This window comes from Leucobacter chromiisoli, from assembly GCF_016522505.1.
GTDB lineage: Bacteria > Actinomycetota > Actinomycetes > Actinomycetales > Microbacteriaceae > Leucobacter > Leucobacter chromiisoli.
Map to the genome: position 1 here is coordinate 1 of NZ_JAEHOH010000022.1, position 21,312 is coordinate 21,312.

At 63.0% G+C, this 21,312-nt stretch carries 26 protein-coding genes; 1 reads left to right on the forward strand and 25 read right to left on the reverse strand.

The window, feature by feature from the left end:
• Window positions 1–414: 414 nt before the first annotated feature.
• Genes JD276_RS13990 through JD276_RS14035 form a run of 10 tightly spaced genes read right to left on the reverse strand, consistent with a single transcriptional unit; the run spans window position 415 to window position 10,673 of the window.
• On the reverse strand, window positions 415–762 hold the full coding sequence (locus JD276_RS13990; protein ID WP_200116286.1) for a putative phage holin: 348 nt from the start codon (window positions 760–762) through the stop codon (window positions 415–417).
• Window positions 762–947 (reverse strand): DUF7620 family protein, encoded by a 186-nt coding sequence (locus tag JD276_RS13995; protein ID WP_200116287.1) that lies wholly within the window; start codon window positions 945–947, stop codon window positions 762–764. Before JD276_RS13995 ends, JD276_RS13990 begins: the two co-directional genes overlap by 1 nt.
• Before the next feature lie 10 nt (window positions 948–957).
• Window positions 958–1,263, reverse strand: coding sequence for a hypothetical protein (locus JD276_RS14000; RefSeq protein WP_200116288.1), 306 nt, complete (start codon window positions 1,261–1,263; stop codon window positions 958–960).
• Between the two features lie 34 nt (window positions 1,264–1,297).
• Window positions 1,298–1,549 carry a hypothetical protein gene (locus JD276_RS14005; RefSeq protein ID WP_200116289.1) on the reverse strand — a complete coding sequence of 84 codons (252 nt, stop codon included), beginning with the start codon at window positions 1,547–1,549 and terminating at the stop codon, window positions 1,298–1,300.
• Window positions 1,550–1,561: 12 nt separating this feature from the next.
• Window positions 1,562–2,314, reverse strand: coding sequence for a peptidoglycan recognition protein family protein (locus JD276_RS14010; protein WP_200116290.1), 753 nt, complete (start codon window positions 2,312–2,314; stop codon window positions 1,562–1,564).
• Window positions 2,315–2,342: 28 nt separating this feature from the next.
• Window positions 2,343–2,705, reverse strand: coding sequence for a hypothetical protein (locus tag JD276_RS14015; protein WP_200116291.1), 363 nt, complete (start codon window positions 2,703–2,705; stop codon window positions 2,343–2,345).
• An 8-nt stretch (window positions 2,706–2,713) separates the two neighbouring features.
• A complete protein-coding gene (locus JD276_RS14020; RefSeq protein WP_200116292.1) occupies window positions 2,714–3,247 on the reverse strand; it encodes a hypothetical protein in 534 nt (177 codons plus the stop codon).
• Window positions 3,244–4,290: a hypothetical protein gene (locus JD276_RS14025; RefSeq protein WP_200116293.1), complete on the reverse strand. Its 1,047-nt coding sequence runs from the start codon at window positions 4,288–4,290 to the stop codon at window positions 3,244–3,246. Before JD276_RS14025 ends, JD276_RS14020 begins: the two co-directional genes overlap by 4 nt.
• 15 nt (window positions 4,291–4,305) lie before the next feature.
• Window positions 4,306–7,515 carry a fibronectin type III domain-containing protein gene (locus JD276_RS14030; RefSeq protein ID WP_200116294.1) on the reverse strand — a complete coding sequence of 1,070 codons (3,210 nt, stop codon included), beginning with the start codon at window positions 7,513–7,515 and terminating at the stop codon, window positions 4,306–4,308.
• Window positions 7,516–7,517: 2 nt separating this feature from the next.
• Complete coding sequence (locus JD276_RS14035; RefSeq protein WP_200116295.1) at window positions 7,518–10,673, reverse strand: peptidoglycan DD-metalloendopeptidase family protein; 3,156 nt, start codon at window positions 10,671–10,673, stop codon at window positions 7,518–7,520.
• Window positions 10,674–10,763: 90 nt separating this feature from the next.
• On the opposite strand from JD276_RS14035, the gene JD276_RS14040 reads away from it, so the two are divergent.
• Complete coding sequence (locus JD276_RS14040; RefSeq protein ID WP_200116296.1) at window positions 10,764–11,345, forward strand: hypothetical protein; 582 nt, start codon at window positions 10,764–10,766, stop codon at window positions 11,343–11,345.
• A 229-nt stretch (window positions 11,346–11,574) separates the two neighbouring features.
• Here the strand turns inward: JD276_RS14040 and JD276_RS14045 are convergent, their stop codons facing one another.
• The 15 genes from JD276_RS14045 to JD276_RS14115 all read right to left on the reverse strand — a co-directional run bounded on the left by JD276_RS14045 (window position 11,575) and on the right by JD276_RS14115 (window position 21,304).
• On the reverse strand, window positions 11,575–11,925 hold the full coding sequence (locus tag JD276_RS14045; RefSeq protein WP_200116297.1) for a hypothetical protein: 351 nt from the start codon (window positions 11,923–11,925) through the stop codon (window positions 11,575–11,577).
• On the reverse strand, window positions 11,925–12,278 hold the full coding sequence (locus JD276_RS14050; protein ID WP_200116298.1) for a hypothetical protein: 354 nt from the start codon (window positions 12,276–12,278) through the stop codon (window positions 11,925–11,927). Before JD276_RS14050 ends, JD276_RS14045 begins: the two co-directional genes overlap by 1 nt.
• 86 nt (window positions 12,279–12,364) lie before the next feature.
• A complete protein-coding gene (locus JD276_RS14055) occupies window positions 12,365–12,910 on the reverse strand; it encodes a phage tail tube protein (protein ID WP_200116299.1) in 546 nt (181 codons plus the stop codon).
• On the reverse strand, window positions 12,903–13,079 hold the full coding sequence (locus tag JD276_RS14060; protein WP_200116300.1) for a hypothetical protein: 177 nt from the start codon (window positions 13,077–13,079) through the stop codon (window positions 12,903–12,905). Before JD276_RS14060 ends, JD276_RS14055 begins: the two co-directional genes overlap by 8 nt.
• A 30-nt stretch (window positions 13,080–13,109) precedes the next feature.
• The gene (locus tag JD276_RS14065) at window positions 13,110–13,493 is read right to left on the reverse strand and encodes a hypothetical protein (RefSeq protein WP_200116301.1); all 384 of its coding nucleotides are present in this window, start codon (window positions 13,491–13,493) and stop codon (window positions 13,110–13,112) included.
• 321 nt (window positions 13,494–13,814) lie between these two features.
• Window positions 13,815–14,195 (reverse strand): hypothetical protein, encoded by a 381-nt coding sequence (locus JD276_RS14070; protein ID WP_200116302.1) that lies wholly within the window; start codon window positions 14,193–14,195, stop codon window positions 13,815–13,817.
• A gap of 204 nt (window positions 14,196–14,399) precedes the next feature.
• Window positions 14,400–15,308, reverse strand: coding sequence for a phage major capsid protein (locus JD276_RS14075; RefSeq protein ID WP_200116303.1), 909 nt, complete (start codon window positions 15,306–15,308; stop codon window positions 14,400–14,402).
• Between the two features lie 25 nt (window positions 15,309–15,333).
• The gene (locus JD276_RS14080) at window positions 15,334–15,795 is read right to left on the reverse strand and encodes a capsid assembly scaffolding protein Gp46 family protein (protein WP_200116304.1); all 462 of its coding nucleotides are present in this window, start codon (window positions 15,793–15,795) and stop codon (window positions 15,334–15,336) included.
• A gap of 99 nt (window positions 15,796–15,894) precedes the next feature.
• Window positions 15,895–16,587 carry a VG15 protein gene (locus JD276_RS14085; RefSeq protein WP_200116305.1) on the reverse strand — a complete coding sequence of 231 codons (693 nt, stop codon included), beginning with the start codon at window positions 16,585–16,587 and terminating at the stop codon, window positions 15,895–15,897.
• A complete protein-coding gene (locus tag JD276_RS14090; RefSeq protein ID WP_200116306.1) occupies window positions 16,517–17,965 on the reverse strand; it encodes a phage portal protein in 1,449 nt (482 codons plus the stop codon). The genes JD276_RS14085 and JD276_RS14090 overlap by 71 nt, the downstream gene beginning before the upstream one ends.
• On the reverse strand, window positions 17,962–19,422 hold the full coding sequence (locus tag JD276_RS14095) for a terminase large subunit domain-containing protein (protein WP_200116307.1): 1,461 nt from the start codon (window positions 19,420–19,422) through the stop codon (window positions 17,962–17,964). The genes JD276_RS14090 and JD276_RS14095 overlap by 4 nt, the downstream gene beginning before the upstream one ends.
• Window positions 19,382–19,657 (reverse strand): hypothetical protein, encoded by a 276-nt coding sequence (locus JD276_RS14100; protein ID WP_200116308.1) that lies wholly within the window; start codon window positions 19,655–19,657, stop codon window positions 19,382–19,384. The genes JD276_RS14095 and JD276_RS14100 overlap by 41 nt, the downstream gene beginning before the upstream one ends.
• A 165-nt stretch (window positions 19,658–19,822) precedes the next feature.
• Entirely contained in the window at window positions 19,823–20,209 is a 387-nt protein-coding gene (locus JD276_RS16410; protein WP_372432872.1) for an HNH endonuclease, read from the reverse strand.
• A gap of 369 nt (window positions 20,210–20,578) precedes the next feature.
• A complete protein-coding gene (locus JD276_RS14110) occupies window positions 20,579–20,824 on the reverse strand; it encodes a hypothetical protein (RefSeq protein ID WP_200116310.1) in 246 nt (81 codons plus the stop codon).
• Window positions 20,825–21,055: 231 nt separating this feature from the next.
• A complete protein-coding gene (locus JD276_RS14115) occupies window positions 21,056–21,304 on the reverse strand; it encodes a hypothetical protein (RefSeq protein ID WP_200116311.1) in 249 nt (82 codons plus the stop codon).
• Window positions 21,305–21,312 lie beyond the last annotated feature (8 nt).

A 21,312-nucleotide genomic window follows, 5' to 3' on the forward strand; every position in this document is an offset into this window, starting at 1 on the left:
AGGCGGCGCGACGTCAGGCGCTCGTGGAGTACCAGCATTCGAAGGTGCGCGACCGGTACGACGCCGACCTAATGATGGCCGGATTCTCGGACGGCTTCACTGAGTGTGCGTCACGACTCCCCAGCGAGGAAGAACTAGCAGAAGGTTTCGCCGCTCGCCTCTGGGATCGCGACACGAGGGCGATGCCGAGCCGTGGGACAAGCTGCGCCGTCGGCGGATGGTGGGGCTGCGTGTGCGGGATCGCCCTCGTGCCGCGATGGCGGGATCCGGTACGGCCGTAGACACGCAGAAAGCGCCCCCTCACCCGGCCCGAAGGCTGGATGAGGGGGCGCGATGTCATTGAGGTTTACTCTGCGGCATACCGGGGTACGTAGTGAGGGCGGGCGTCAGCGCAGACGGGAATATAGTCGGGAACTACTTCGGCATGCGGGATGCGCTCGGGGGTCGCGGCTTCCGCGGAGTCACTTCGAACGGGCGGCCCCAGGACCGCCACAACGTAGCGACAAGACGCCACACGGTGGCCGCGATGAACACGTACACGACGATGCGCACCCACTCCCGCCCCATGTAGTCGGGGTTGAGGCGTGCGAGGACCGACTGCGACGCCCACGCGATCAGCGCGAGCACGAAGTACAGGAGCGACCTACCGGCGGACGTGGACCGCCAGTTGAAGAACGCCACATAGGAGGCCGCGAACACGGCCGCCCCGGCCAGGGCGGTGAGCATGATGATATCCCCGATGAGGAACAAGGCGTCTGTCATCAGCGTGCTCCTCTCGGCCGGAACGTCACGGACAGATCGCGTCCGAAATGGTTCTGTTCGCGACGGCGCACAAGCTTCCGCATGATGGAGTCCACCTCGCCCGCCTGCAAGTTCAGTTCGTACATCTCGTTCTGAGCTTCCTGCCGGATCACCTGCGCTTCACCCGTGTCGTCCGGCACCTCCACGGGGCGACGCTTACGGCCCCACACGATGATCCTCCGTGTCTTCAATGCTCGGTGCGACGTCCGCGAAGAACTTCGCCCCCGTGCGGCCGGCTTCCAGCAGCATCGTGTTCTGGCGACGAATCTCCGCGTTCACGGTGCGCTGGTCCAGTGCGGTCTCCTTCCACTCGTCCCCACGCTTCACGGCCTGCGCGAGCTCCCGCTCGTGCGAGGACCGTGGGATGAGCCGCCCGGAGCCGAGAAGCCAGTACAAAGTGACGACGGCTCCGAGCAGCGCACCGATCGGGGTGAGAGACCAGATTCCCGGAAGTGCCTCCATTATGACCCCTCTCTCGTGCGGTCAGGGCACGGGGTCACTCGGCGGCGTACCGGCCGCGAGCCGAGGGCACGTTCGGTGCGGTGACCGCGAGTCCGAAGATGCCCGCGAGGAAGCCGTACAGCGCGAACCCGGGGTTAGTCCACGCGGACCAGTCGACCTCGGGAATCGAGCCGTCGAGAACGACCGCGCTCGAGAGGACAACGCCGGCGACGCCGAGAGCGACGTTCGCAACGCGGCGCACGGTGGGGTTCTGGACCACGACATTCGGGGTGAGACTCTCAGTCATCAGGGTGCTCCCTTACTTCTCGAGCTTGTCGAGCCGCGCGAGGATCTCGTCCTGGCGGTCGAGCATGACCTTCATCGAGGGGAGGAGACCGCCCGGTGTGCCGGCGCTGGTCTTGCTGGTCTTGAAGCTGACGTCGTAGAGGATCTTGAGCATCCCGAGGATTCCTCGGATCGTGCCGCGCGACGTCTCGGAGGTGGTGAAGGTGGCGTCGTAGACGGCCTTGAGCTGCTTGGCCTGTTCGGGGGTCATGTCATCCTCCTGGGTGTTGGTAGTTGGGCTTCCGGCGAGGATGTGGTTTCCTCGCTGGACGATGTAGTCGAGACGCGCCCACAGGTAGGGGCCCGGGCATGCGGTCGCGTAGAACTCCCGGTGACCGCGCACGCGGCTGCGATCGAGTGATCCCCATCCGTAGCGGCGGCAGAGGTCCGCAGCGAGCTGCGCGAGCCGCTCGAGCGCGGCGTCAGACACCGGCCAGTCGCCGCCGTTGCCACTGTTCTGCGTCTCGACCGTGACGGCGGGAGCGTCAGCGTCCCACGACCCCGACGTCCACGGCCGGTACTCCTCGGGAACCTGACCGACGAGAGAGCCGTCCGAATAGAGGATGTAGTTCGCGCTGACCGCCTCGGACGGGTTCACGAGGCGAGCGTCTCCGCCGCTCGTGCCAGCCCAGTGGTGCACGATCAGGTATCGGACGGCTGTGCCCTGCCTCGGGCTGTACTTGCCGTGGTTTGCGACAGCGCGAGAGGCGAGTGCTGAGAAGCCCATTGGGTCTCCTTTCATGCGAAAGGCCCCGCTACTCGGCGGGGCTCGGATCGGGTTCGGGATCCGGTAGGGGATCCTCGGGCGGAGTTCCGGAGGGTGGCTCCTCGGGCTCGGAGGCGGGTTCCTCTGGCTCTGGTTCGGGCGTTGGCTCGGGGTTCTCCCGGGCGAGCAGGGTGAGGACCGCGGTGTGGATCATCTCGTCGGTGATCGCCGAGCTCGCGCCGCCCGCGTCGGTGACGGTGCAGCACCAGCCCGGCTGGACCGCGAATTGCCAGACGTGGTCCTGCACCCACTCGGCGGGACGTGCGACGTCTTCGCCGGCGGCGCACGCCGTGATCCGGGCGATGAGCTCGCGGTCCTCCGCAAGCCGCGCCTGCACGATATACGAGGTCATGGTGACTCCTAATCCGTGGTCGGGATGATGCGCCACAACAGGCGAACGCTCTGCGCGCTGTTGCTGCCCGGCTGCGTGAATCGCAACCTCACGGTCGTGCTGGTGAGGCCCGGTGTCGTAGAAGACATCGATATGGCACCGTAGCCGCTTCCCGTTTCGAGGGCGTCGACCATGAGGACATGCCCGGGCGGGGCTACCGCGGGCACGGTGGTCGTGATCGTGCTCGCGTAGACCCCGGTCGTCCCGACCTGCCCGAGCGTCCCGGTCGGGACGGTGAGCGTCCCCGACCGAGGCGGAGGCGCGCCGCGTGCTCTACCCAGGATCGTGACGCGCCGGTTCTGCACCGCGACCCATACCCGATCCCCGGTGCGGAGACCCGCAACAAGCGTTGAAGGGGTGCCGACGATGGGTTCCGTGTCAGCGTCGAGGCGGATCGTGAGGGGATCCGCGGAGAGCACGACCGCCCACCGAAGATCCGGCTTGCCTGCGATCTTCGTCGCGAGCGAGGCGATCATGCCCTTGAGTTCGGTCCAGTCGATCACTGTGCCTCCCTCCACTCCGCCTGGCACAGACTGTCGTAGCTGAGCTGGAAGCTCATGCGCTGCACCGTGGCGCGCGTGGAATGCCCGCGCGGCTGGAACGTCACGACGTCGTTCGGGTCGAGCGGCATGACTGAGTGCGACACGGAGAGCTTCGCGACCGGCGACATGCGATCAAGGAGTCGGCGCTGCGCGAGGAGATCCGCCGCCACCTGGTCGGCGACTTCGGCCCCTTCCTCGGTCTCGGTGATCCACCGTCCCCGAGCCTGAAACGAGTACGGGGAATCCGGGTTCTCGTTCGTCGCGACGCCGACGATCGCGGGTTCTTCGTCGGAGCCTTCACCAATGACGATGAATCGGTTCGGGACGGCGGCGTGGTCCTGTTCTCTGGACCAGTCGGGGGAGTGGATCGACACCGCCCCCGCCTGGAAGGTGTAGGCGGGTTCCCGGTCGGCGGGTGGGACGTAGGGTTCGACGCGGTGCTGGCCGGAGCCGTCGCACCACAGCGACCAGTACCCGGCCGACTCGAGCAGCTCGTTGATGATCGTGAGTTTCGGGGTGCCGGCCTCCCACACCATCGGTGACCGGAGTACCGCCTCTGACTCCGTGGCGGCGATTCGGGTCTCCCCGGTCGACTGGATCAGGGCGACCACGGTCGGAATGATCGGGGTCCCGGCCGGAAGGGAGTATGTAGCTTCGGTGGTGTCCTCATCCACTACCGCGAGCGGAGACAACAGTTTCGCGTCGAAACTCCGAACCCCGGATCGGGTGCGGGTGGTCGGGGAGGTGAAGAGCATCGTCGCCACCGGCCACGCCTCAATCCCTGGGATGCCGGGGTCGTAGGTGAGACGAACCCGGTGACTCATCCAGTCAATGTCCTGCCCTCGGTCGAGGATCGTGAGCGACCCAGAAGCTCCGAGACGGGACAGGGCGACCAGCTCGATACTGCCGCCGGTCACCCCATCAATCTCCCCCAGGGGGGCGTAGTCGCGGTCGAGGAGATCGACCCGCCAGGAGGGGCGGCGCGGTCCTGTGAGATCAGCCATACGCCACCCCCTCTGTTAGTGGTCGGTTTCCTGCAGGGACAGGGACCACGCCCACACCCCATCCGCTTCGCGTGCGATCTGCACCGGCGACAGAGACCCGTAAATGCGGACCCCGGTCGGATCCCGGTACAGGTGCACCGGCCACGGATCCTGATCCACGATGATGAGCTGGTCACGGGTCGCGACCAGTTCGTCATCGTCTAGCAGGGTGCCCGACGCCTGCACGGTGCGGGACAGGTGTTCGCTGGCGTAGGCGACCGGAAGCGGCCTGCCTTCGAACTGATGCGTCGTCCGATCCCTACCGGCCGAGATGGAAACGCCGGGATCGTACGGGAGGCGGGCCACTTCGGAGAATGACCCCCCGCCTGAGATCCAGATCGCCCACGACTCCGCGAGGACCTGCTGCACCACCGATTCCGACGCACCGATGTCGGTGTACGCCGTCACCCGGTACTGCGTGACCCCATGAGACAGGCACTCCCAGTCCTGCACCGCGCTCTCCGGCGCAAGACCCTCAGCGACGAGCTCCCACACCTCACCGTCGACCGATCGCTCGATACTCAGATGATTGGTCGCGGGCACCATGGTCGCCGTCGATGTCGAGGCGTCCGGCTCGCCGTCCCATGCGGTCTGCATGACCGACCCTGCTACGTCGACACGCCCTGAAGACCCCGAAAACGCGGGCCCGTCGTAGACGCCAGCGAACAGGCCGAGATCCGTCCACCAGGTATCGGTGGATCCGAGAATCGCACCGTCTCCGTATATCTGCACGATGTACTCGCTCGAGAGGGCGGAGTAACGAAGACGGCGCTCGGTCGGGACACCCGCCGGCGCATTCTCCGTGATCTGAGCCGGATTGGCTGCCCTCAAGGCGCGACGGATAGGGGCCGTAGACGGCCCCGCTGAATCGGAGACCACAGTTCCTATCCATGTACCACCGCCCCGGACAGACGGCGATACGGTGAACGCTGCATAACACGTCTCGGCCGAGGCGCCGCCCGTCGGGATAAGCCTCACCGCGGGCTTCTCGCCCCGACGGGAAACTCCAGCGACGCACCGGGTGCCCACCAATCCGCGCACGCGCTCGATCTCCAGCACCGCTTCGGATGCATTCACAGGTCCGAGCCATCGAACGCGGTAGTCCTCCGGCTGAACAAGGTCCGCGGGTTTCGCGCTTCCGGTGAACGCAGCCCCACCCACAGGAGACCGCTCCACGATCAGCTCGTCATCCAGCAAGGTAAAGGCGTCCCCGATCACTCCGCTGACGACCATGACCGACACTCGAAGAGATGCCGTGTTCGCGGGCATCGTCACGCCCTGCACCGACAGGGTGCCGGTAGCACCCGGAGCGAGGGTCACAGGGGCCCCCTGAGTCACACCGATACCGGAACCGCCACTGTTCCTGGGGTCCATGTCAGCACGGATCGTGATCGTCCTGCTGGAGTCGTTGCGCACTCCAAGCTGGGCCGACCACACCTGCCCCGTACTAGCTGGCGTTCTCTGGGTGGCGACCGAGTAGTAGGACCCGGCCACGGCGACGCTGAGTCGCCGCCCGTCCGGCAACGGGGTCTGCCCCGGAGCGGGGGAGGACGGGAACTCCCATCCAGCGAAGCTCGCCGAAACGATCGGCGTGGGGATGAAGTTCCGCCGCAACTCGGCCCACGTGCCATCGCCAACAAAACGAGGGTTCGTGAAGTGCTGCGTCACGTCTGCCCGGTCGGGGCCACGACCATCATCGACAGCAATCGAGGCAGCACCCAGCGATTCATCCCAGCCCGCGATCACGGACGGTACCGCGGGCGGGATGAACGCCACCTCGACGGCCTGTTCGGCCCAGTCGGACCAGACGTCGCCAGTCGCTGCGCGAGCCCGCACCGTGTAGACGGCCTCATCGGCGAGGCGGGTGCGCAGCGTCACCGACGTAGCGGCCCCCGATCCGGAGCGGGTTTCGAGGATCGCGCCGGTGTCGTCGAGGAGCTCGACACGCCACGCCGACTGCGGGCGGCCCTGCTCCTGATACCAGGACCACTCCACCGGCAGTTCGGGACGATCCCACGACCCTTCCGGGGAAGTGACCGCGACGCCCGGGCGAGTGATGACCTCGACCGTTGCGACCGCGGACCACGGCGACCAATCCGGGTGCAAGCCCTTCGTGCGGACCCGCCACTCGTATGAGTCGACCGGGAACGGCACGCCGCTGCCGGTCTCATAGACCGTCTCCCAAGACGTGGTACCGACACGGCGACGCTGCAGCTCGTACGCCGTCTGCTGCGCCCCGTCGACAGGGTTGTGCACCCAGGACAGGGCGACCGGCGACGCCGACGCGGCACCGTTCGGGGCCAGCCCAGACGGAGCATTCGGGGGCGCGATGAACTGAACCGTGTTCGACGGCTCCGACCATGCCCCCGTGAGGGAACCGATCTTCGACCTCACCCGGTACGTGTGCGGCACCGTCGTCGAGGGCCCCACATGCGTCCACGGCAACTGCACGCTGGTGGCGACGATCGTGTCGCCGTCCATCACATCGTAGGAACCGAACCCGATATACGGTGCCCCCGCGACGGCGGACACGACAATGTCGGTCCCCTCACGAGACGCGGTCACGTTCGTGGGAGGAGCCGGTGTCGTATAGATCGGGCCGACGAGATTCGAATACCCCGACGTGCCGCCCGCGTTCACACCAGCGACCCGATAGAAGTACCGCGCGTTCGGCTTCGTCGTGGTGTCCGTGAAAGTCCACGCGTTCCCAGTCGGGCGCCCGACAACCGAGAACTTCCCGTCGCCGACGCCCCGGTACACGATGACCGACGTGTACGTCGAGTTACGCGTCCAGTTCAGCGTGTGCGACGTGTCCGAGTTCCGGGTGACCGTGAGACCAGACGGGGCGGACGGCCGCGGCGTTGATCCGGAGGAGATCGTCACCTGCCGGGACACCACTGCCGTGCCACCCCAGAACGGGATCGGCAGCGACGCGGAGAACACGCGGGTGCCGGTGAAGGTGATGTTCGTCGCGTACAGCAGCGTCGTCGTGACCGCGAGCCCCGTGTTGACGCTCACGCCAGACGACCCCGACCAGCCACCACTACGGGAAAGCGTCGAGGACCAGCCATGCGACGTGTTCGGGGCGTTCTGCCCATGCACGGTGACCGTCGCCGTGGTCCCAGAGATCGCGACATCGATCCCGATACGGTAGTTACCCGAGTACGGTCCCCACTGAATCGCCATCTTTACCCTCTCACTCCGAGATCACGACGCAACCCCGTCGCATCCATCGGCTCCAACGCGTCCTCGATACGGCCGTCGATCGTGCCGATCAGCACGTCGTCCTTGTCATAGAGATGAGCGACCAACGGGCCCGAACGGGCACCCTGATCCGCATCGCGGCGAATGTCATCCCACTGCGAGCCAGTTAGGATCGGTTCCGGTCGCCTCGTACGGTTCTCCACGAGGGACAGCCCAGTCGGCAGCCAGCCGCCAGAGTCGTACAGCGTCGCCGTACCAACTCCGTCGTCGAGGCCGACCTTCGACATTGCCCACTGCACCGCTGATTCCACGCCCTGCTTCAGCAGGCCGCCGGCTGCGTCCACCCACATGTCGGATCCTGGGAAGGATTCCTTGAACTTGTTCATCGCCCAGCCGACCAGGCCACCGATTTCGTCGTCCAGAGCGCCCTTCGGGGACGTGTGCCCCGTCATGTACGGGGCAGGGTTGATGTAGTGCGGCCAGCCGCCCGGCATGATCATGTAGTGCAGGTGCGGCCCCGTCGAATTGCCCGTGGAGCCGACCTTGCCGATCTGAGTGCCCTGAGACACCTGCTGACCGACACGAGCGAGCACGCGAGACATGTGCGCGTACCACGTCACGATCCCGCCCGGATGCAGCATGTTCACCTGGTTGCCACCACCACCGGTATGCCACCCAGCATGAGTGACCGTACCGTCCGCGGCAGCCATGATCGGCGTCCCAGTCGGGGCCGCCAGGTCAATACCGTTGTGGCCCGAATGGAACGGCTGCGAAACGCTGTAGCTCCCCTTCGGAAGCGGCGTCACCCAACCGCCCTTCTTATAGCCGGGCACCGTGCCGTACCGGTTCATGTGATCCAACAAGCCCGGATGCCGAGACTCAATCGAGCGACGCGACGCCGCCCGAATCACATGCTCGTCACCATGCACCACACCAGCCACCGCAGTAGCAGGCAGTGCACCGGTGTAGCCGCCGTCAGAGAAGCCCTTCGGAAGGCTCACCTTCGAAAGGTTCACACCAGGGATCTTGTTGATCGTGTCAATCAGACCGTTGATCACGGTGTTCACAACGAACTTCACCGGCTTCTTCGCGAGATCCTGGATACCCTTCCACGCAGTACCGATCGCATCCCGAGCAGCCTCAAACGCCTTCTTCGGATCCGACTTCACAACCCGCACCATCGTGTCGATGACGGACTTCACCTTGTCCCACACAGTGCGAATCACGCCGGCAACGGCATCCCACGCCGGCTTGATGTACTGCTCGTACATCAACCTCGTCGCAAGACCCAGCAGGTTCCACCTCTCCCGGATCCAATCGACCACCGGTGAGATAATCGTCGTCCACACCCACCGCAGAGCATTCCCGATGGCATCGAACGCGGGCTTGATGTACTGCTCCCACATGAGCCTGGTCGCAATGCTCAGCAGCGTCCACTTCTGCCGGATCCAGTCCACGACCGGAGAAATGATCGAGTTCCATACCCAACGCAGGATCACGCCAATCGCATCGAACACCGGCTTCACATACTGCTCGTACATCAAGCGAGTCGCGATCCCGAGGATCTGCCACTTCTCACTGATCCAGTCCACGACGGGGGACACAATCGAGTTCCATACCCACGACACGATCGCGGCGAGGGCTTCGAAGATCGGCTTCAGGATGAAGTCCCAAACACCCTGCAGGATGCCCGCCATGATCGCGAACCCGACCTGCGCGGCCTGGAACATTGGCGTAAGAATATTCTGGAATACCCACGTCACGACGGACACAATATTGTCGAAAATAGGCTTGAGAATTGAGTTCCAAACGAAACTAAATACTTGACCAATCGCCTCGAATACCGGTTTGAGGACGTTCTCCCAGACAGACTGGAAGAAGGCCGAGATGTTCGCCCACGCTTCACCGAGGAATCGGGTGAACTCCGCCCATACCTTCTTGCCAGTCTCGGTCTGCGTGAAGAAGTAGACGAGCCCTGCCACGAGCGCAAGCACGGCTGTCACGATGATGCCAATCGGGTTGGCCCGAAGTGCTGCGTTGAACACCTTGGTGGCAATCGCCCCGGCCTTGCTCGCCCCTTCGTACGTGTACGTCGCGCCAGCCATCCCGTAGGTGTATGCGACGTAGGCGGCTTGGACGGCTTTGAATGCTGCGGTCGTGCCTTTCCAAATTCCGGTGGCAACCTGGGCAGTCTTCACGGCCGCAACGACCGTGCCCACGCCTACTGCTACCGGAACGAGCCAGTCCTTATTCGCGTTCACCCAGGAGAAGAGCCCTGAGAAGAAATCTCGAACCGATTGAATAGCGGCGGGGAGACGGTTGCCAAGCCAGTCGACCAATGGCTCGACGTGCGTTGTCGCCTCATCGAGCCACGACGTCACGTTCTGAAACAACGGGCCGATCAGCGGGAAGATGTCCTCGAGGATCTTCGCGCCGAGACGCCCCAGCGCGGCCATCATGTTGTCGAACGCGCCAGTAGTAGTGCCGCCCATCTCAGCAGCAGCAGTACCAGCGGCGGCCTCAGCAGCAGCAGCGAACGTCTCGAAGTCAACCTTGCCCTCAGACGCAAGCTTGAACACCTCGCCAGCAGTGACACCCATCTGCTCGCCAAGAGCCTTATAGATCGGGATACCCTTGTCGGCCAGCTGACTGATCACGTCATTCTGGACGCCGTTCGCCTGCGTTGCCGCTTTAGCGAAAATGGAACCCATCTCACCAAAACCAGTGCCAGCGAGCGCAGCATTGTTCGCGACAGTCTTGAGTACCTTCTCAAGCTTCTCGCCCGGCGCAATGTTCGCCGCCATCAGTTGCGACGCAGTAGTAGCGGCATCGCCCAGCCCAAACGCGGTGCCCTTCACCGAGGCGAGCGCGTTATCCATCGCGCCCGCAACCTCTTTAGAGGTGAACCCGATGCCGCGCATCTTCGCCTCAGCGGTCTCGATCGCCTTCAGGCGGCCGAAACCCTTGACGAGTGCCGTGCCAAGCACCGACGCAACACCAACCGCGCCAACCTTCAGGGACTTCTTCATCCCGTCCGCAAGCTTCGACCCGAGCCGTGAACCAGTGCCTGACGCATCCACGCCGCCAAGCTGCTTCTGAATGTCCTTCGCGATCCCCGGAGCCTTAACCGTGATTGCCACGTAAGCGTTTGCGATCTCAGCACCAGTAGCAGCCATAACGCCCCCAAAAACACGAAAACGCCCACGCAACGGCGGGCTACAATCACGGGCATGAGCCTGTGGTCAAGAATGAAACGGATAGGAAAGCGCCGGTACGTCACCGTGAACTTCCGCGACCTCAAATGGGTCAAGAAGCCAAATCACGGCGGCTACGGCTACACATACTCGTGGGATCTCCCCGATCAACCAGCTCCGGGAATGTGGGTCGAAGTAGAGGGCAACGACCGCATTGCGACAGCAGTCATCGATGAGGTGGACGTTAAGCCCCAACCAGGCGCGACGATCAAGCCTGTTCTTCGCGTCATCACCCAGCACGAACTAGATGAAGCGCGCGAGGCTGCGACTAATCGCGAAAAGCTGGTAGAAGCAGGGCTTCCCATCTGGCTTGACATGATGCGCGCAAAAGCAGGGCTCCCGGTAGACCGGGAGCTACCGCCCAAACCGCCCACAGGATGGCCTGACATCCCACCCCGAAAAGGTTCCGTGATCGGTCAGCCCGCATATGACCGAGGCAAAGTTTGGATGCGCGCCCATCATCGCGCAGTCGAGTTGAACCGCATGGAAGATGCAGTAATTTTCGAGCAAATCGCGCAGGAATGGTACGCGCGAGGCCGCAAGCGCAAAAAGAGTTAACTAACCACCGAGCGCGCGGAGGAGGGCGAGTCGGTCAGCATCAGACACCCGCTCGCCCTTCTTCGGTTCCACGAATGCTCGCGCAGTCCAGCGGTGCGGGTCGGGATGCACCTGGAACTTAGACCCAGCACGCGCAGACACCCGGCCAGCTTCCTCATTCACCTTCCGCTGCACTTCAGGTGAACGCATCAACTTATTCAAACCGGCAAGCTTCAACTTGACACGCACATCACTTGCCACGATGCCTCCGATACTTTTCCGCCATTCGCTCAGCGTGCTTAGCCTTCGAGACTTGCTCTCGCACGCCCTCGGGCGGCTTCGGCGGTTTCGGCTTCTTCTTCGAGTTCACGGCAATCAGCACGTACTCGATGCGCCTCAACGCCTCATCCTCGGCAGTGACCGCGCCCCAACCACCAAGCCACTCTGAGATCGCCCCGCCGCGCGGCATATGCGTCACCATGTGGGCGACCTCGAGCACATCTTCCACGCCCGCATACATGTCGCTCAGGCGCACCCCGAAGAATCGCCGCAGATCCGCAGCGACCCTATCGGGGCACTCCCGCAGCCACATGGCGAGCATCAGGAGTTTTTTGCGCCAGCCTTCTCCGCGATCAGCTCCAGGAGCTTGCCCGCATCCTCAGCGTCAGCATCCGGCACATCAACGAGGAATCGGTCGAATGACTGATCTCCGACCAGGTAGCGCAGCGCAGTCGTGAACTGGTTGCGCTCCAACGCATCCAGCACGCGAAGCGACGACATGCCGCCCGCCTTCACCTCGAACTCGACGCCCTTGTACTCGACCTTCACCAGGTCGCTCTTGCCAGGCTTGTGGTCCGCCGGCTTCACCGGGGAACGGTCCCGAGTAGACTGCGCACGCAACGCCGCAAGCTCAGCCTCAAGCTCCTCACGCGACGGCTCAACAATTTCAGTCATGGGTGACTCCATTTCTTCAAAGATCAGGTGTGACTCTGGGGAGATAAGGGTGGGGCGCGGAGTCACCACGCGCCCCACCCGGCCAGTTACTCGCCGAGGTACGCCGGCGCGTTGGTGAGAATGTACGAATCGCCCACGATCTCGGCAGTGAACTCGTACATCGTCATGTCGGAGTTGGTGTGCGAGAGAGTGCCACGCTCCGTGATCTGGATGAGCTCGCAGCACAGCAGCTTCGTCACACTCCCATCAACGAACTTGAACACTGCTGCACGCTCGACCGTCCCAATACCTTCAGGAAGGTCGACCTTCGCGACACCAGTCGTCACCGTCGGCGCACCATGATCGAAGTACAGCTCCGTAACGCCCGGAGTCTCCTCAAGCGCCTGGAAGGTGATCGTCTTCTCAGTGGACGTGATCTTCACGCGCAGAGTAGCGCCACCCTGCCACGCCTTGAACTTCTCCGAGTCAGTCGACACCTCGAACGAGATACCGTCCTCCGACAGCCACCCGATCGACTCAAACGGGGACGTAGGATCCACCAGAGTAGTCGGCAGCGTCGACCCCTTCGGTGCCAGGAACACCTCGGACTCGAGATCGCCATATACGCGAACATTGTCCCGATTCTTAGCCATTCTTGGCCTCCTTCACCGGCGCAGCAGAACCCTTCTCAGTGCCCTGCTCGCGCACCTTCCCAAGGCCCAGGAGATCCCGAGCTTCAGCGGGCGACACGTCAACGACATCGCCACCCTTGTACGTCTTTCCGTCCCGTTCGAGACGGTTAGCGACCACAACCTTCGTCACGACCGCACCTCCTTAAAATGAGAAAGCCCCCTAGTCGGGGGCTGTAGAACCTCGTAGTTTGAACTGGACCGTGAACTGATACCGCGGATCACCCGTGTCAGGATCAGGCGCACGCGACGGCCCCCCGATCTCGATGTGGCGGTAGACAGGCAACTCGCCCAGCCGCATGACGGACATCACACGGCGACGAACGAGCTTCACCAGGTCATACGCCGCGACCCAGCCAGGAGCGGACACAATGAACGTCACCATCGGGCTATCCGACACTTCATCGGAGGTGCCGCCGACGCGCGCCACAAGCACATGCTCGGGTGGCTTGTTCTGCGGCACCATCGTGGACGCCGGCACACGAACCACAGACTTGATGTACTGGACTAGGGCCGACTCAACGTCGATGAACTCGTACGCCTCCATCAGCCCTCCCACCGTTGCAGCGAGATCCGATACCCCGGCGTGAACCGGAACGGGCCATGATTGAAGTCCTCCGGGTACCCGACAACCTCAAACCTCGTCCCGTCGACCGTCACCCGGTCCCGCGGCCCCGCAAACCCGGTCCGGCAATACACATCCAGATCCCGGCGCACACCCGACATCTCCGGGCGGATCTCTGCATCAGGGGACGGCGGACCCCAGCCATACACGCGAACCTCAACTGGATCAGCCCAACCCGAAGTCACATTGCCCTGCGAATCCTCTTGGCCATCCATGCGTGCCTCATGGAGCACCGTGAACGGTTCAGGGAACCTCATCACGCCCCCTCAGAAGATCGATCGAGAACGCCCGCTGCCGGCCAATCCCCAACCAGCGGCGGTGCTTCTTCGTCAGAAACAAGTCCGTAGGGTCAGCACGGAACGACGCCTGCTGCGAGAACGGGCCCGCCGACAAGTTCAGGGAGGCAAGCCCGTCACTTTCGGCGGGTGCCCTCATCGCCGTCTTCACCATCTCGCAAGCGATCAGCTTCAACAGCTCCGAATCGACGCCCGCAATGTCACGCGCCTCAGCCCGCATCACCGCCGACGCCGCCGCCAGCAGCACGCCAGCATGCTCATCCGAACCGACCGGCATATCCGGCCACAGCTCACGCAGATCGTCAGCAGTCGCATACACGTCAGCCATAGGCACCCCCTTCGCGGGATGAGAGGCCAGGATCACTCCCAGCCCCTCACAGTCACGACTTCTTCGGACGACCCGGTTTGCGCTTCACCGGATCGGGCTTCGGTCCCGGCTTACCCGGAACGGACCAGCCCTTACCGGTGAGACGGTCGGCGAGATCCTGTTCGACCTCGACGACCGTTCCCGACGGTGAAACGAGGGCCGGCATTACGCGCCTGCGCCCTCGGTGTACTTCACGAACGCTGCCGTGTCGTGTACGAGCCAGCCGTACTCGGCCTCCGCGCGGATCGCGACGAGGTTGTGCTCCCACAGCGACACCAGCTGGCCGTCGAGAGTGACCGACGCCTGCGTCGACACGTCATAGGTGATACCACCGACAACGCCCCAGATCGCCTTCGTCCAGTCGCCACCGAAACCGACTGTGGTGCCCTTCGCGACACCCTCACCGATGAACGACGGACGACCCAGCAGACGGCCGTCACGCACGGTCGCCGTATTGTCGGTCGTGGGGGAGTCGATGAACAGGGGACGGCCGTTCGCGTCCACCGCACCGTTGAACGTCGGCTCGGTGATGCTGTCGAAGGCGGTGCCGGTGAGGCGCTTGCCGTCGTTCACGAGGAGCGCGAGGCCCGCGTTCACGTCAGCGAAGATGCCACCGTTCGCAACGGTCGCGGTGCCGAGCTCGACAGCCTTCGTGGTCGCGTCAATGTAGTTGCCGTTACCGAACGGCGTCGACGTACCATGCAGTGCGGCAGCATCGAACGCGAGCGCGAACGCCTCAGCAATGTCCTCACGGAGATCGTTGATGTAGTTCGCCGGGTTCGCGCGCACAACCTCAGCCGACACGACCGAGATCGCGGCGAGCTTGTGAGGCTTGATCGTCTTCAGCGTCTTCTCGCCCGACGTGGTCGGCTTCTGTCCACCCTCCGAAACCCACCCAGCGGTCGGCTTCGACGTCGTCACGGGGATCTCCTGCCCGTTGATGCCGAGCGGCACCTGACGGACAAGCTGCTGAACGACGGAACGCTTACGCGCCTCATCGAAATACGCCTGCGCCTGATCCGGTCGCAGGAAACCAGCGAACTCGCTGGTGTTAGTAGCAGCGGTCTGAGCCATTGCTATCTCCTTCTGTTAAAAGTGGTTAAGCGCCCAACGCTTTTCGTAGGGCGACCTCGATGCCGTCACCGTTCAAGGGCAGAGCCTCACGCTCCACACCCGCCGGGATGACGGTCCCCTGCTCGGGGATAAGTGACTTGATGCGCTGCGCCGCAGCGAGAACCGATTCGGCGTCGTCTCCGCCAAGGACTTCGATCGCGTCGACCGGCAACCCGGTCTGTTTCGCGGCGTCTCGAATCCACCCGGCGCGCTCCGACTCGCGCTTGAATCTCGCGTTCTCCTGCTCGAGTTCCGCAAGACGCTCGGCGACCTTCTCGGCCTCAGACTTGTCGCGGTCCTCGATCTCCTTCAGCTTCACGCGGTAGCTCGCAGCTTCCTCGCGAAGCTTCTTCACATACGCCTCATCGAACGTCTTGCCCTCCGCAGGCTCGACCTCGACCGGGTCAATGACCGCCGCAGCTTCTTGCTGCACAGCCTCTTCACTCATCGTTCCTCCAGGGAATCTCTCGATGCCGCCAGGGCATGAAAAACGCCCCCACGTTTGTGGAGGCTTGAACCCGCGCCAGGCGGGAAGTCTTGAATCTGATTAGGTGAGCTTGTCTGCGTTGTCAGCGAGCCACTGCTTCACTTGCCGTTTCGCCGCTTCACGCTGCGCCGGCTTCATCCGAGAAGTGCGCTCGGACGTTTTGAAGTCGGGCACTCGGGACCGGCGTGCACTTTGATCCCATGAGGGGGCTACGACGCAGCGGCAGTTATCGTGCGCCGCGAAATACGCTGACTTCTTCGAGTACACCCCGCCGCGATCCGCGAGCATGCGGCAGAACTGGCACGAACCAGCCCGCGTCTCACGCCGCCAGCCCACAGCGGTCGGGTCGCGGTCCACGTTCCAGCGCATCGTGTCGCGGCCCTGCTGCTGAATGAGCCGTGTCGACGCGCCCACAAGCTGCTGTAGCGCCGAATCCCAGTTGTCCTCGAATGCGGGACCGATCGCCCACTTCGCTACGCCAACGGCCTGCTCTTGCGGAACAGGAGGGGCGAGGGAAGCGCGGTACTGGCCGGATGCCAGAGCCGCCGCACGAGCCTCGTCATAGAACTCGGCGGCAAGCTCCGCACCCTGCTCCCCATACACCTGCACGAAATCCGGGTAGAACTCCAACAGCGCGTCCCGCAACTCGATCGGGTCAGCCCCCGCATAAGCTCCGAAGAACTCAGTCAGGTCGCGTTGCGCCCACCGCAGGTTCTCCGCTGTAGCCAGCCTCAGATCCGCTACCGTCGCCATTCGTTACCTCCCGCGCAGCAGCAGCCATCCGCTCAAGTCGCGTCCCAGCCTCCGACCGCTTCTTATCCGACAAAAGCCGGTCGATCTCCTGCGACGAATAGTTCAACTTCTCGAGGAACACCGGCGACTCCGTAATCCACGGCACCACCTGAGCCTGCTTCAGCGCAGCATCAGCAGCCGCAGAATCAGCCATCCGGAACGCCGGAGCGAACCACGCCGAAACACGTTTCAGATCGTCAGGAACATCGCGCAGACCATCGCGCACCATCACCGACGTCGCCGCCATATTGCGGAGTGCCGACTGGAAACCGCCAATCGCTTTCTCAGCGATCAAGCGGAGAGGATCGCGTTGCGACTGAATCGCCGGATCAGACGACGGGTTGTCCGACACAAACCCGAGCTCATTCATCGGGATCGACGACTCACCCGACAACTGCGCCGCCCACATCCGAAGATGATCGACATGCGGCTGCATCGAATGCTGCGAGAACTGACCCAGATGCGGAAGCTCTCCCTCCTCATCACGCGAGACGGCAAGAAAACGGCCCGTGATCGCACTCCACTTGTCCATGTCGAACGACTCTTCGTCCAAGCCGATGCCGTACCGCTGAGGTGCTGCGAAGAACTCAGCGCCGATCTCAGAACGCACCATCGTGCGCACACCACCAGCAATGAAATACTCCACAGCCGGAGTGATTCGAGACCGCCCGAACGGGCGACGCAGATCTGGCTTCACCCGGAACACCTCAACCGGGATACGCCCGGTCAAGTTCGGAACGATATTGGCCTTCATCTGGCCATTCGGGAGGAGTGTGATATCGACCGACTTGTCGCGGAAATACACGAACACGCGCTCAACGATGCCCTTGTTGTCAGCCTCGACCGTCATCGCAGCCTTCAAGCCGCGGCGGCGACGATCCCACAACCCAGTAGCTTGCAACGCCGAGCGAATCTGCCACAAAGTAGCCGGCTCCCCATCAAAGCCCTGCGAGACGGTGCCGAACGAGCACGAGTGCGTCAGCGCCGACGTGACCGCCTGCGAGAACTCCACCCGGAAATCATTCTCCGCAACCAAGTCGTCAAGCCCATACGGGTTCTCCTCAACGCCGGGCGACACGAACCGCTCGAAGGAAATGCGATCCGAAACAACATCAACCGTCTTCGCCCCCCAGCCGAGCACCGCCTCCAAATCTCGGAGCTGCGGTGGCGTCGATATCTTCAGATCCTTGAACAAGTCCTTCTGGTCGTAGGTCAGCTGTCGGCGAGCGTTGCCAGGAACATGCGAAGCCCACTGCTCACGCATCTCCCCAATCATCGCCACCTCATCATCGGACAGCCCCAGAGATCCCGCTGAGGAGATAGGCGTGGAAATCATCATGCGCTCACCCTTACCCCTCGCCCCGGCCGACGCTTCGTCGTACGAGCACCCCAGAAAGCGAGCGTCGCCGCATCCAAAGACACGACCGTCTCACCCTCCGGAGCTTCCCAACCGAAGCCACCGTTGTTCCCGATCTTCCGCTTAGTCGCGGACAAAACCTGTTGGTCAAACTTCTCAATGCCGGGGTGTGACAGCTCTCCCGACAACACCGCCTGCTCAAACATCGAATGCGCCGCGATAACCTGATCGAGCGTCGGCAGCAGAATCAGACGCTTATTCTTCACGCCAGTATCGCGAAGAGCATTCACAAGGTAGCCAACCCCCGACTTGCCATCCACGACGATCTGAGCGGCATCGGCCGCGAGCTCCGCAAGCTGATCCACGAGCCACTGGTATCCCTCACCAAGGTTGCGCTGTTCAAGCGGGCGAACAAACACCGGCCCAATATCCGGGCGCACCGCCTTCGCGAGCGCGACACCAGACCCATCAGCGGTGAACTTCACGCCGTAAACCGCGCGGCCTTCAGGCATGACGTTCGACACCAGAGCATTCCAAGATGAAACGGGTATCGCTTTCGCGAATCCATCCGAGTCCCAGATGCCCATAGCCTCACGACGCCAAGCATCCTCATCGGGCATATTCTCCCGCATTCGTAACATCGACTCGACCGGAGTTCGGTACGGGAACGAAGGGTTCATCTTCGCCCACTGCTTCCGATCGTCCGTCTTCGCATCAGGGTCAGCCGAGAACTCAACGTACGTCATCTGGTTCGACTTGCCGGCCAACGCCTGACGCCTCTTAGCCGCGAAAGAATCACCATCATCGAGCGGCCGCGGAGGAGTGCCAATGAAGAACAAGAGAGCGCCATGAGGATTGCGAGCCTGATTCGTCGTCGGCACCATGTCCTCCAGAGACCGCAACGACAGTCGCTGAGCCTCATCGAACACGACAACATCAATCGCATCCATACCTAGACCGAACCCATGCGACCGAGCGCCGAACATGATGACGGAACCGTTCTTGAAAACGATCCTCTGCTCACCATTCGCAAGACGAATCTCAGCGACATGCTTCGCGATCTTCGGACGCCGAGCAATGCCCTGCATCGTCTGAAACGTATTCCCCGTCGTAGCAAGGTGGTGAGAAGTCCAAATAACTCTCAAGCCAGGAAGCTCGAGACAGAGGCCAACCATGAGATGACCAATGGTGTACGTCTTACCGACCTGCCGCGGGATGGACGCCACCACGCCACCCACCGTGGAGGCGAACTTGCCATTACAGTCCAAGCCAAGACCAACAGTCCCAAACCCCTGCTGCCACGGGTCAAACCCAACACCGCACTCAGCAAGACGAGCCTGCACCCGCGGAAACAAAGACGACTCAATCGTGTCTGGGTAAACCAGATGCCGAGCAACCTCAGATAGCCGAGGCATCGAAGGCCGTGCTGACTTCACCACCAGCCGACACCTCCTCAACCTCCCGACGCACCGCATCGATCTCCTTCGAGATCTCAGTCAGCCGCTTCGTCAACGCCGCAAGATCCCGAGCCGAAGCCGTCGTATCAATCGCACGAGCAACCACCCGGCGCATCTGCAACAGCTCATCCAGCCGAGAACCAAACTCCACCGCATCAAACACCGACTCCACCGGGCGACGATCAGCCTCAGTGACAGCACGCAACTTCGCAGACACGACCACCACCTCCTTGGTGGAAACATTCGGGGAGAGAGATCGCATTGCCGCGGGTGCGCCGGGGACGGCGGCCCGAGGGGGGTACCCCCTGGGGGCAGAGATTGCGTGGCCCCTGTGGATAACTTGATCGGCGCGTGATTGCTTATCGAAGCGGTCGCATATCGATCAGAATGTGATGCTTTGGACGGTTTGTGGTCGTTTGCCTCGCATGATTGCGTTGCCGAGTCGTGCACCGTCGTGGGCGTTGCACCTGTTGCAGATGACTTGGATGTTCTCGATGGTGTCTTGTCCGCCGAGCGCGTGGTGTTTGATGTGGTCTGGGACTGCACTGTTGGGTCGTTGGCCTGTGGTGTAGTCGAGTGGGACGTTGCATGTTCGGCCTCGGTGGCTCTTGCATGTGACATCTCGGCATGGGCAGCGTGTGAGTCCTGCTGCTTGGGCATTGTGGAGGGCGCGTTTGCGGAGGTTCTTCCACTTGGCTGTGCCGGTGCGGGAGGTAACCACTATGTGACCCCCTGCCCTGCTGTTCGCCCCTGCCCTGCTATCGGGCACGCCCGGGGCGTGTTGTTACTCCCCCGCCCTGGCTTCGACCTACCCCCTGGGTCTTTCTACCCGCCCGGGTTACGCGAAGACCAGGCCCCCGTCCTTGGAGGTAGCGGTGCAGGCGATGAGCGAGGCCAGGACGCGCTTCGTTAGTTCGCGTCGCCGGTGACCGTTCGCGTTATGCTTCGGGGTTGCCATCGGGGCGCTCCTCCCGAAGCTGCGGGCTCTAGTTGAAGGTGTAGGCGAGCATGCTTCCGAGGATGAGGCTGGACCCAATCAGTGGTAGCCATGCGTTCCTGAGGAGTTCAATCGCGTTCTTACCCAGATCTGCGAGCGCCGATCGGAACTCATCCGTAAATGTGAAACCCATGCGCCGTATCATAGCTCTTCGGATCCATCCTGATCCGGGGCGTCCTCGATCGGATCCCATGCGGTGAACAGCCACACGTACTCGAATATGAGGCGCTCGTTGCGGACCCGTTGTGTGACGCTCCCGCCAAGGGTGTGGATCTCCCTCTGCTCTGCGTCGAAGCGCACGAACTCGGACACGGACTCGAACGACACAGAGGCGTACCCGTTGTCTAGGGCGTCGGCGAGCGCTCGCTTCGATGCAGTGGCGAACATCTCCTGGTCAGTTTCGGGCTTCAGGATGCGTTCGTCGATCGAGGTGGTCGTAACCCGGATCGTAGGCGGTTCGCCCTTGTGGGCTTCCTGAGCGGTGGGTTGACTCCTAGATGTCGTAGCTTGGGACTGGCTTCGGGTACCCGTTCGTGTCGTACTGGTCGCATTGGCAGAGCATCGCGGCACGGATCGACTGATAGGTGCGGCCACAGCCCTCGGGGCACTCGTGCATGACTACTCCTCGTCGTCGCAGGTCGCTGCGGCATCGAAGCGGAGCGCGAGATACCGGGATAGGCCGAGCGACGTCGTGAAGCCCTGACCCTCGGCCGTGATGCGCTGATAGCCGGTCAGATCCTCGCCCATCATTTCCGCGGTCGCGTACTGCACCATGCCGACGTAGCCGGTGACGATCGCCCCGTCGACCTCGTCAGCGAGGTGCGCAGCGATCGCAGCATCGAGGGCGGCTTTCGTCTCAGCGCTCACGAGGCGCT

Coding starts and splice junctions, on each gene's coding strand:
- JD276_RS13990 (WP_200116286.1), bottom strand. CDS start 762: ATGACAGACGCCTTGTTCCTCATCGGGGATATCATCATGCTCACCGCC.
- JD276_RS14000 (WP_200116288.1), bottom strand. CDS start 1,263: ATGGAGGCACTTCCGGGAATCTGGTCTCTCACCCCGATCGGTGCGCTG.
- JD276_RS14005 (WP_200116289.1), bottom strand. CDS start 1,549: ATGACTGAGAGTCTCACCCCGAATGTCGTGGTCCAGAACCCCACCGTG.
- JD276_RS14010 (WP_200116290.1), bottom strand. CDS start 2,314: ATGGGCTTCTCAGCACTCGCCTCTCGCGCTGTCGCAAACCACGGCAAG.
- JD276_RS14015 (WP_200116291.1), bottom strand. CDS start 2,705: ATGACCTCGTATATCGTGCAGGCGCGGCTTGCGGAGGACCGCGAGCTC.
- JD276_RS14025 (WP_200116293.1), bottom strand. CDS start 4,290: ATGGCTGATCTCACAGGACCGCGCCGCCCCTCCTGGCGGGTCGATCTC.
- JD276_RS14030 (WP_200116294.1), bottom strand. CDS start 7,515: ATGGCGATTCAGTGGGGACCGTACTCGGGTAACTACCGTATCGGGATC.
- JD276_RS14040 (WP_200116296.1), top strand. CDS start 10,764: ATGAGCCTGTGGTCAAGAATGAAACGGATAGGAAAGCGCCGGTACGTC.
- JD276_RS14045 (WP_200116297.1), bottom strand. CDS start 11,925: ATGCTCGCCATGTGGCTGCGGGAGTGCCCCGATAGGGTCGCTGCGGAT.
- JD276_RS14050 (WP_200116298.1), bottom strand. CDS start 12,278: ATGACTGAAATTGTTGAGCCGTCGCGTGAGGAGCTTGAGGCTGAGCTT.
- JD276_RS14055 (WP_200116299.1), bottom strand. CDS start 12,910: ATGGCTAAGAATCGGGACAATGTTCGCGTATATGGCGATCTCGAGTCC.
- JD276_RS14065 (WP_200116301.1), bottom strand. CDS start 13,493: ATGGAGGCGTACGAGTTCATCGACGTTGAGTCGGCCCTAGTCCAGTAC.
- JD276_RS14070 (WP_200116302.1), bottom strand. CDS start 14,195: ATGGCTGACGTGTATGCGACTGCTGACGATCTGCGTGAGCTGTGGCCG.
- JD276_RS14075 (WP_200116303.1), bottom strand. CDS start 15,308: ATGGCTCAGACCGCTGCTACTAACACCAGCGAGTTCGCTGGTTTCCTG.
- JD276_RS14080 (WP_200116304.1), bottom strand. CDS start 15,795: ATGAGTGAAGAGGCTGTGCAGCAAGAAGCTGCGGCGGTCATTGACCCG.
- JD276_RS14085 (WP_200116305.1), bottom strand. CDS start 16,587: ATGGCGACGGTAGCGGATCTGAGGCTGGCTACAGCGGAGAACCTGCGG.
- JD276_RS14090 (WP_200116306.1), bottom strand. CDS start 17,965: ATGATGATTTCCACGCCTATCTCCTCAGCGGGATCTCTGGGGCTGTCC.
- JD276_RS14110 (WP_200116310.1), bottom strand. CDS start 20,824: ATGTTCGCCACTGCATCGAAGCGAGCGCTCGCCGACGCCCTAGACAAC.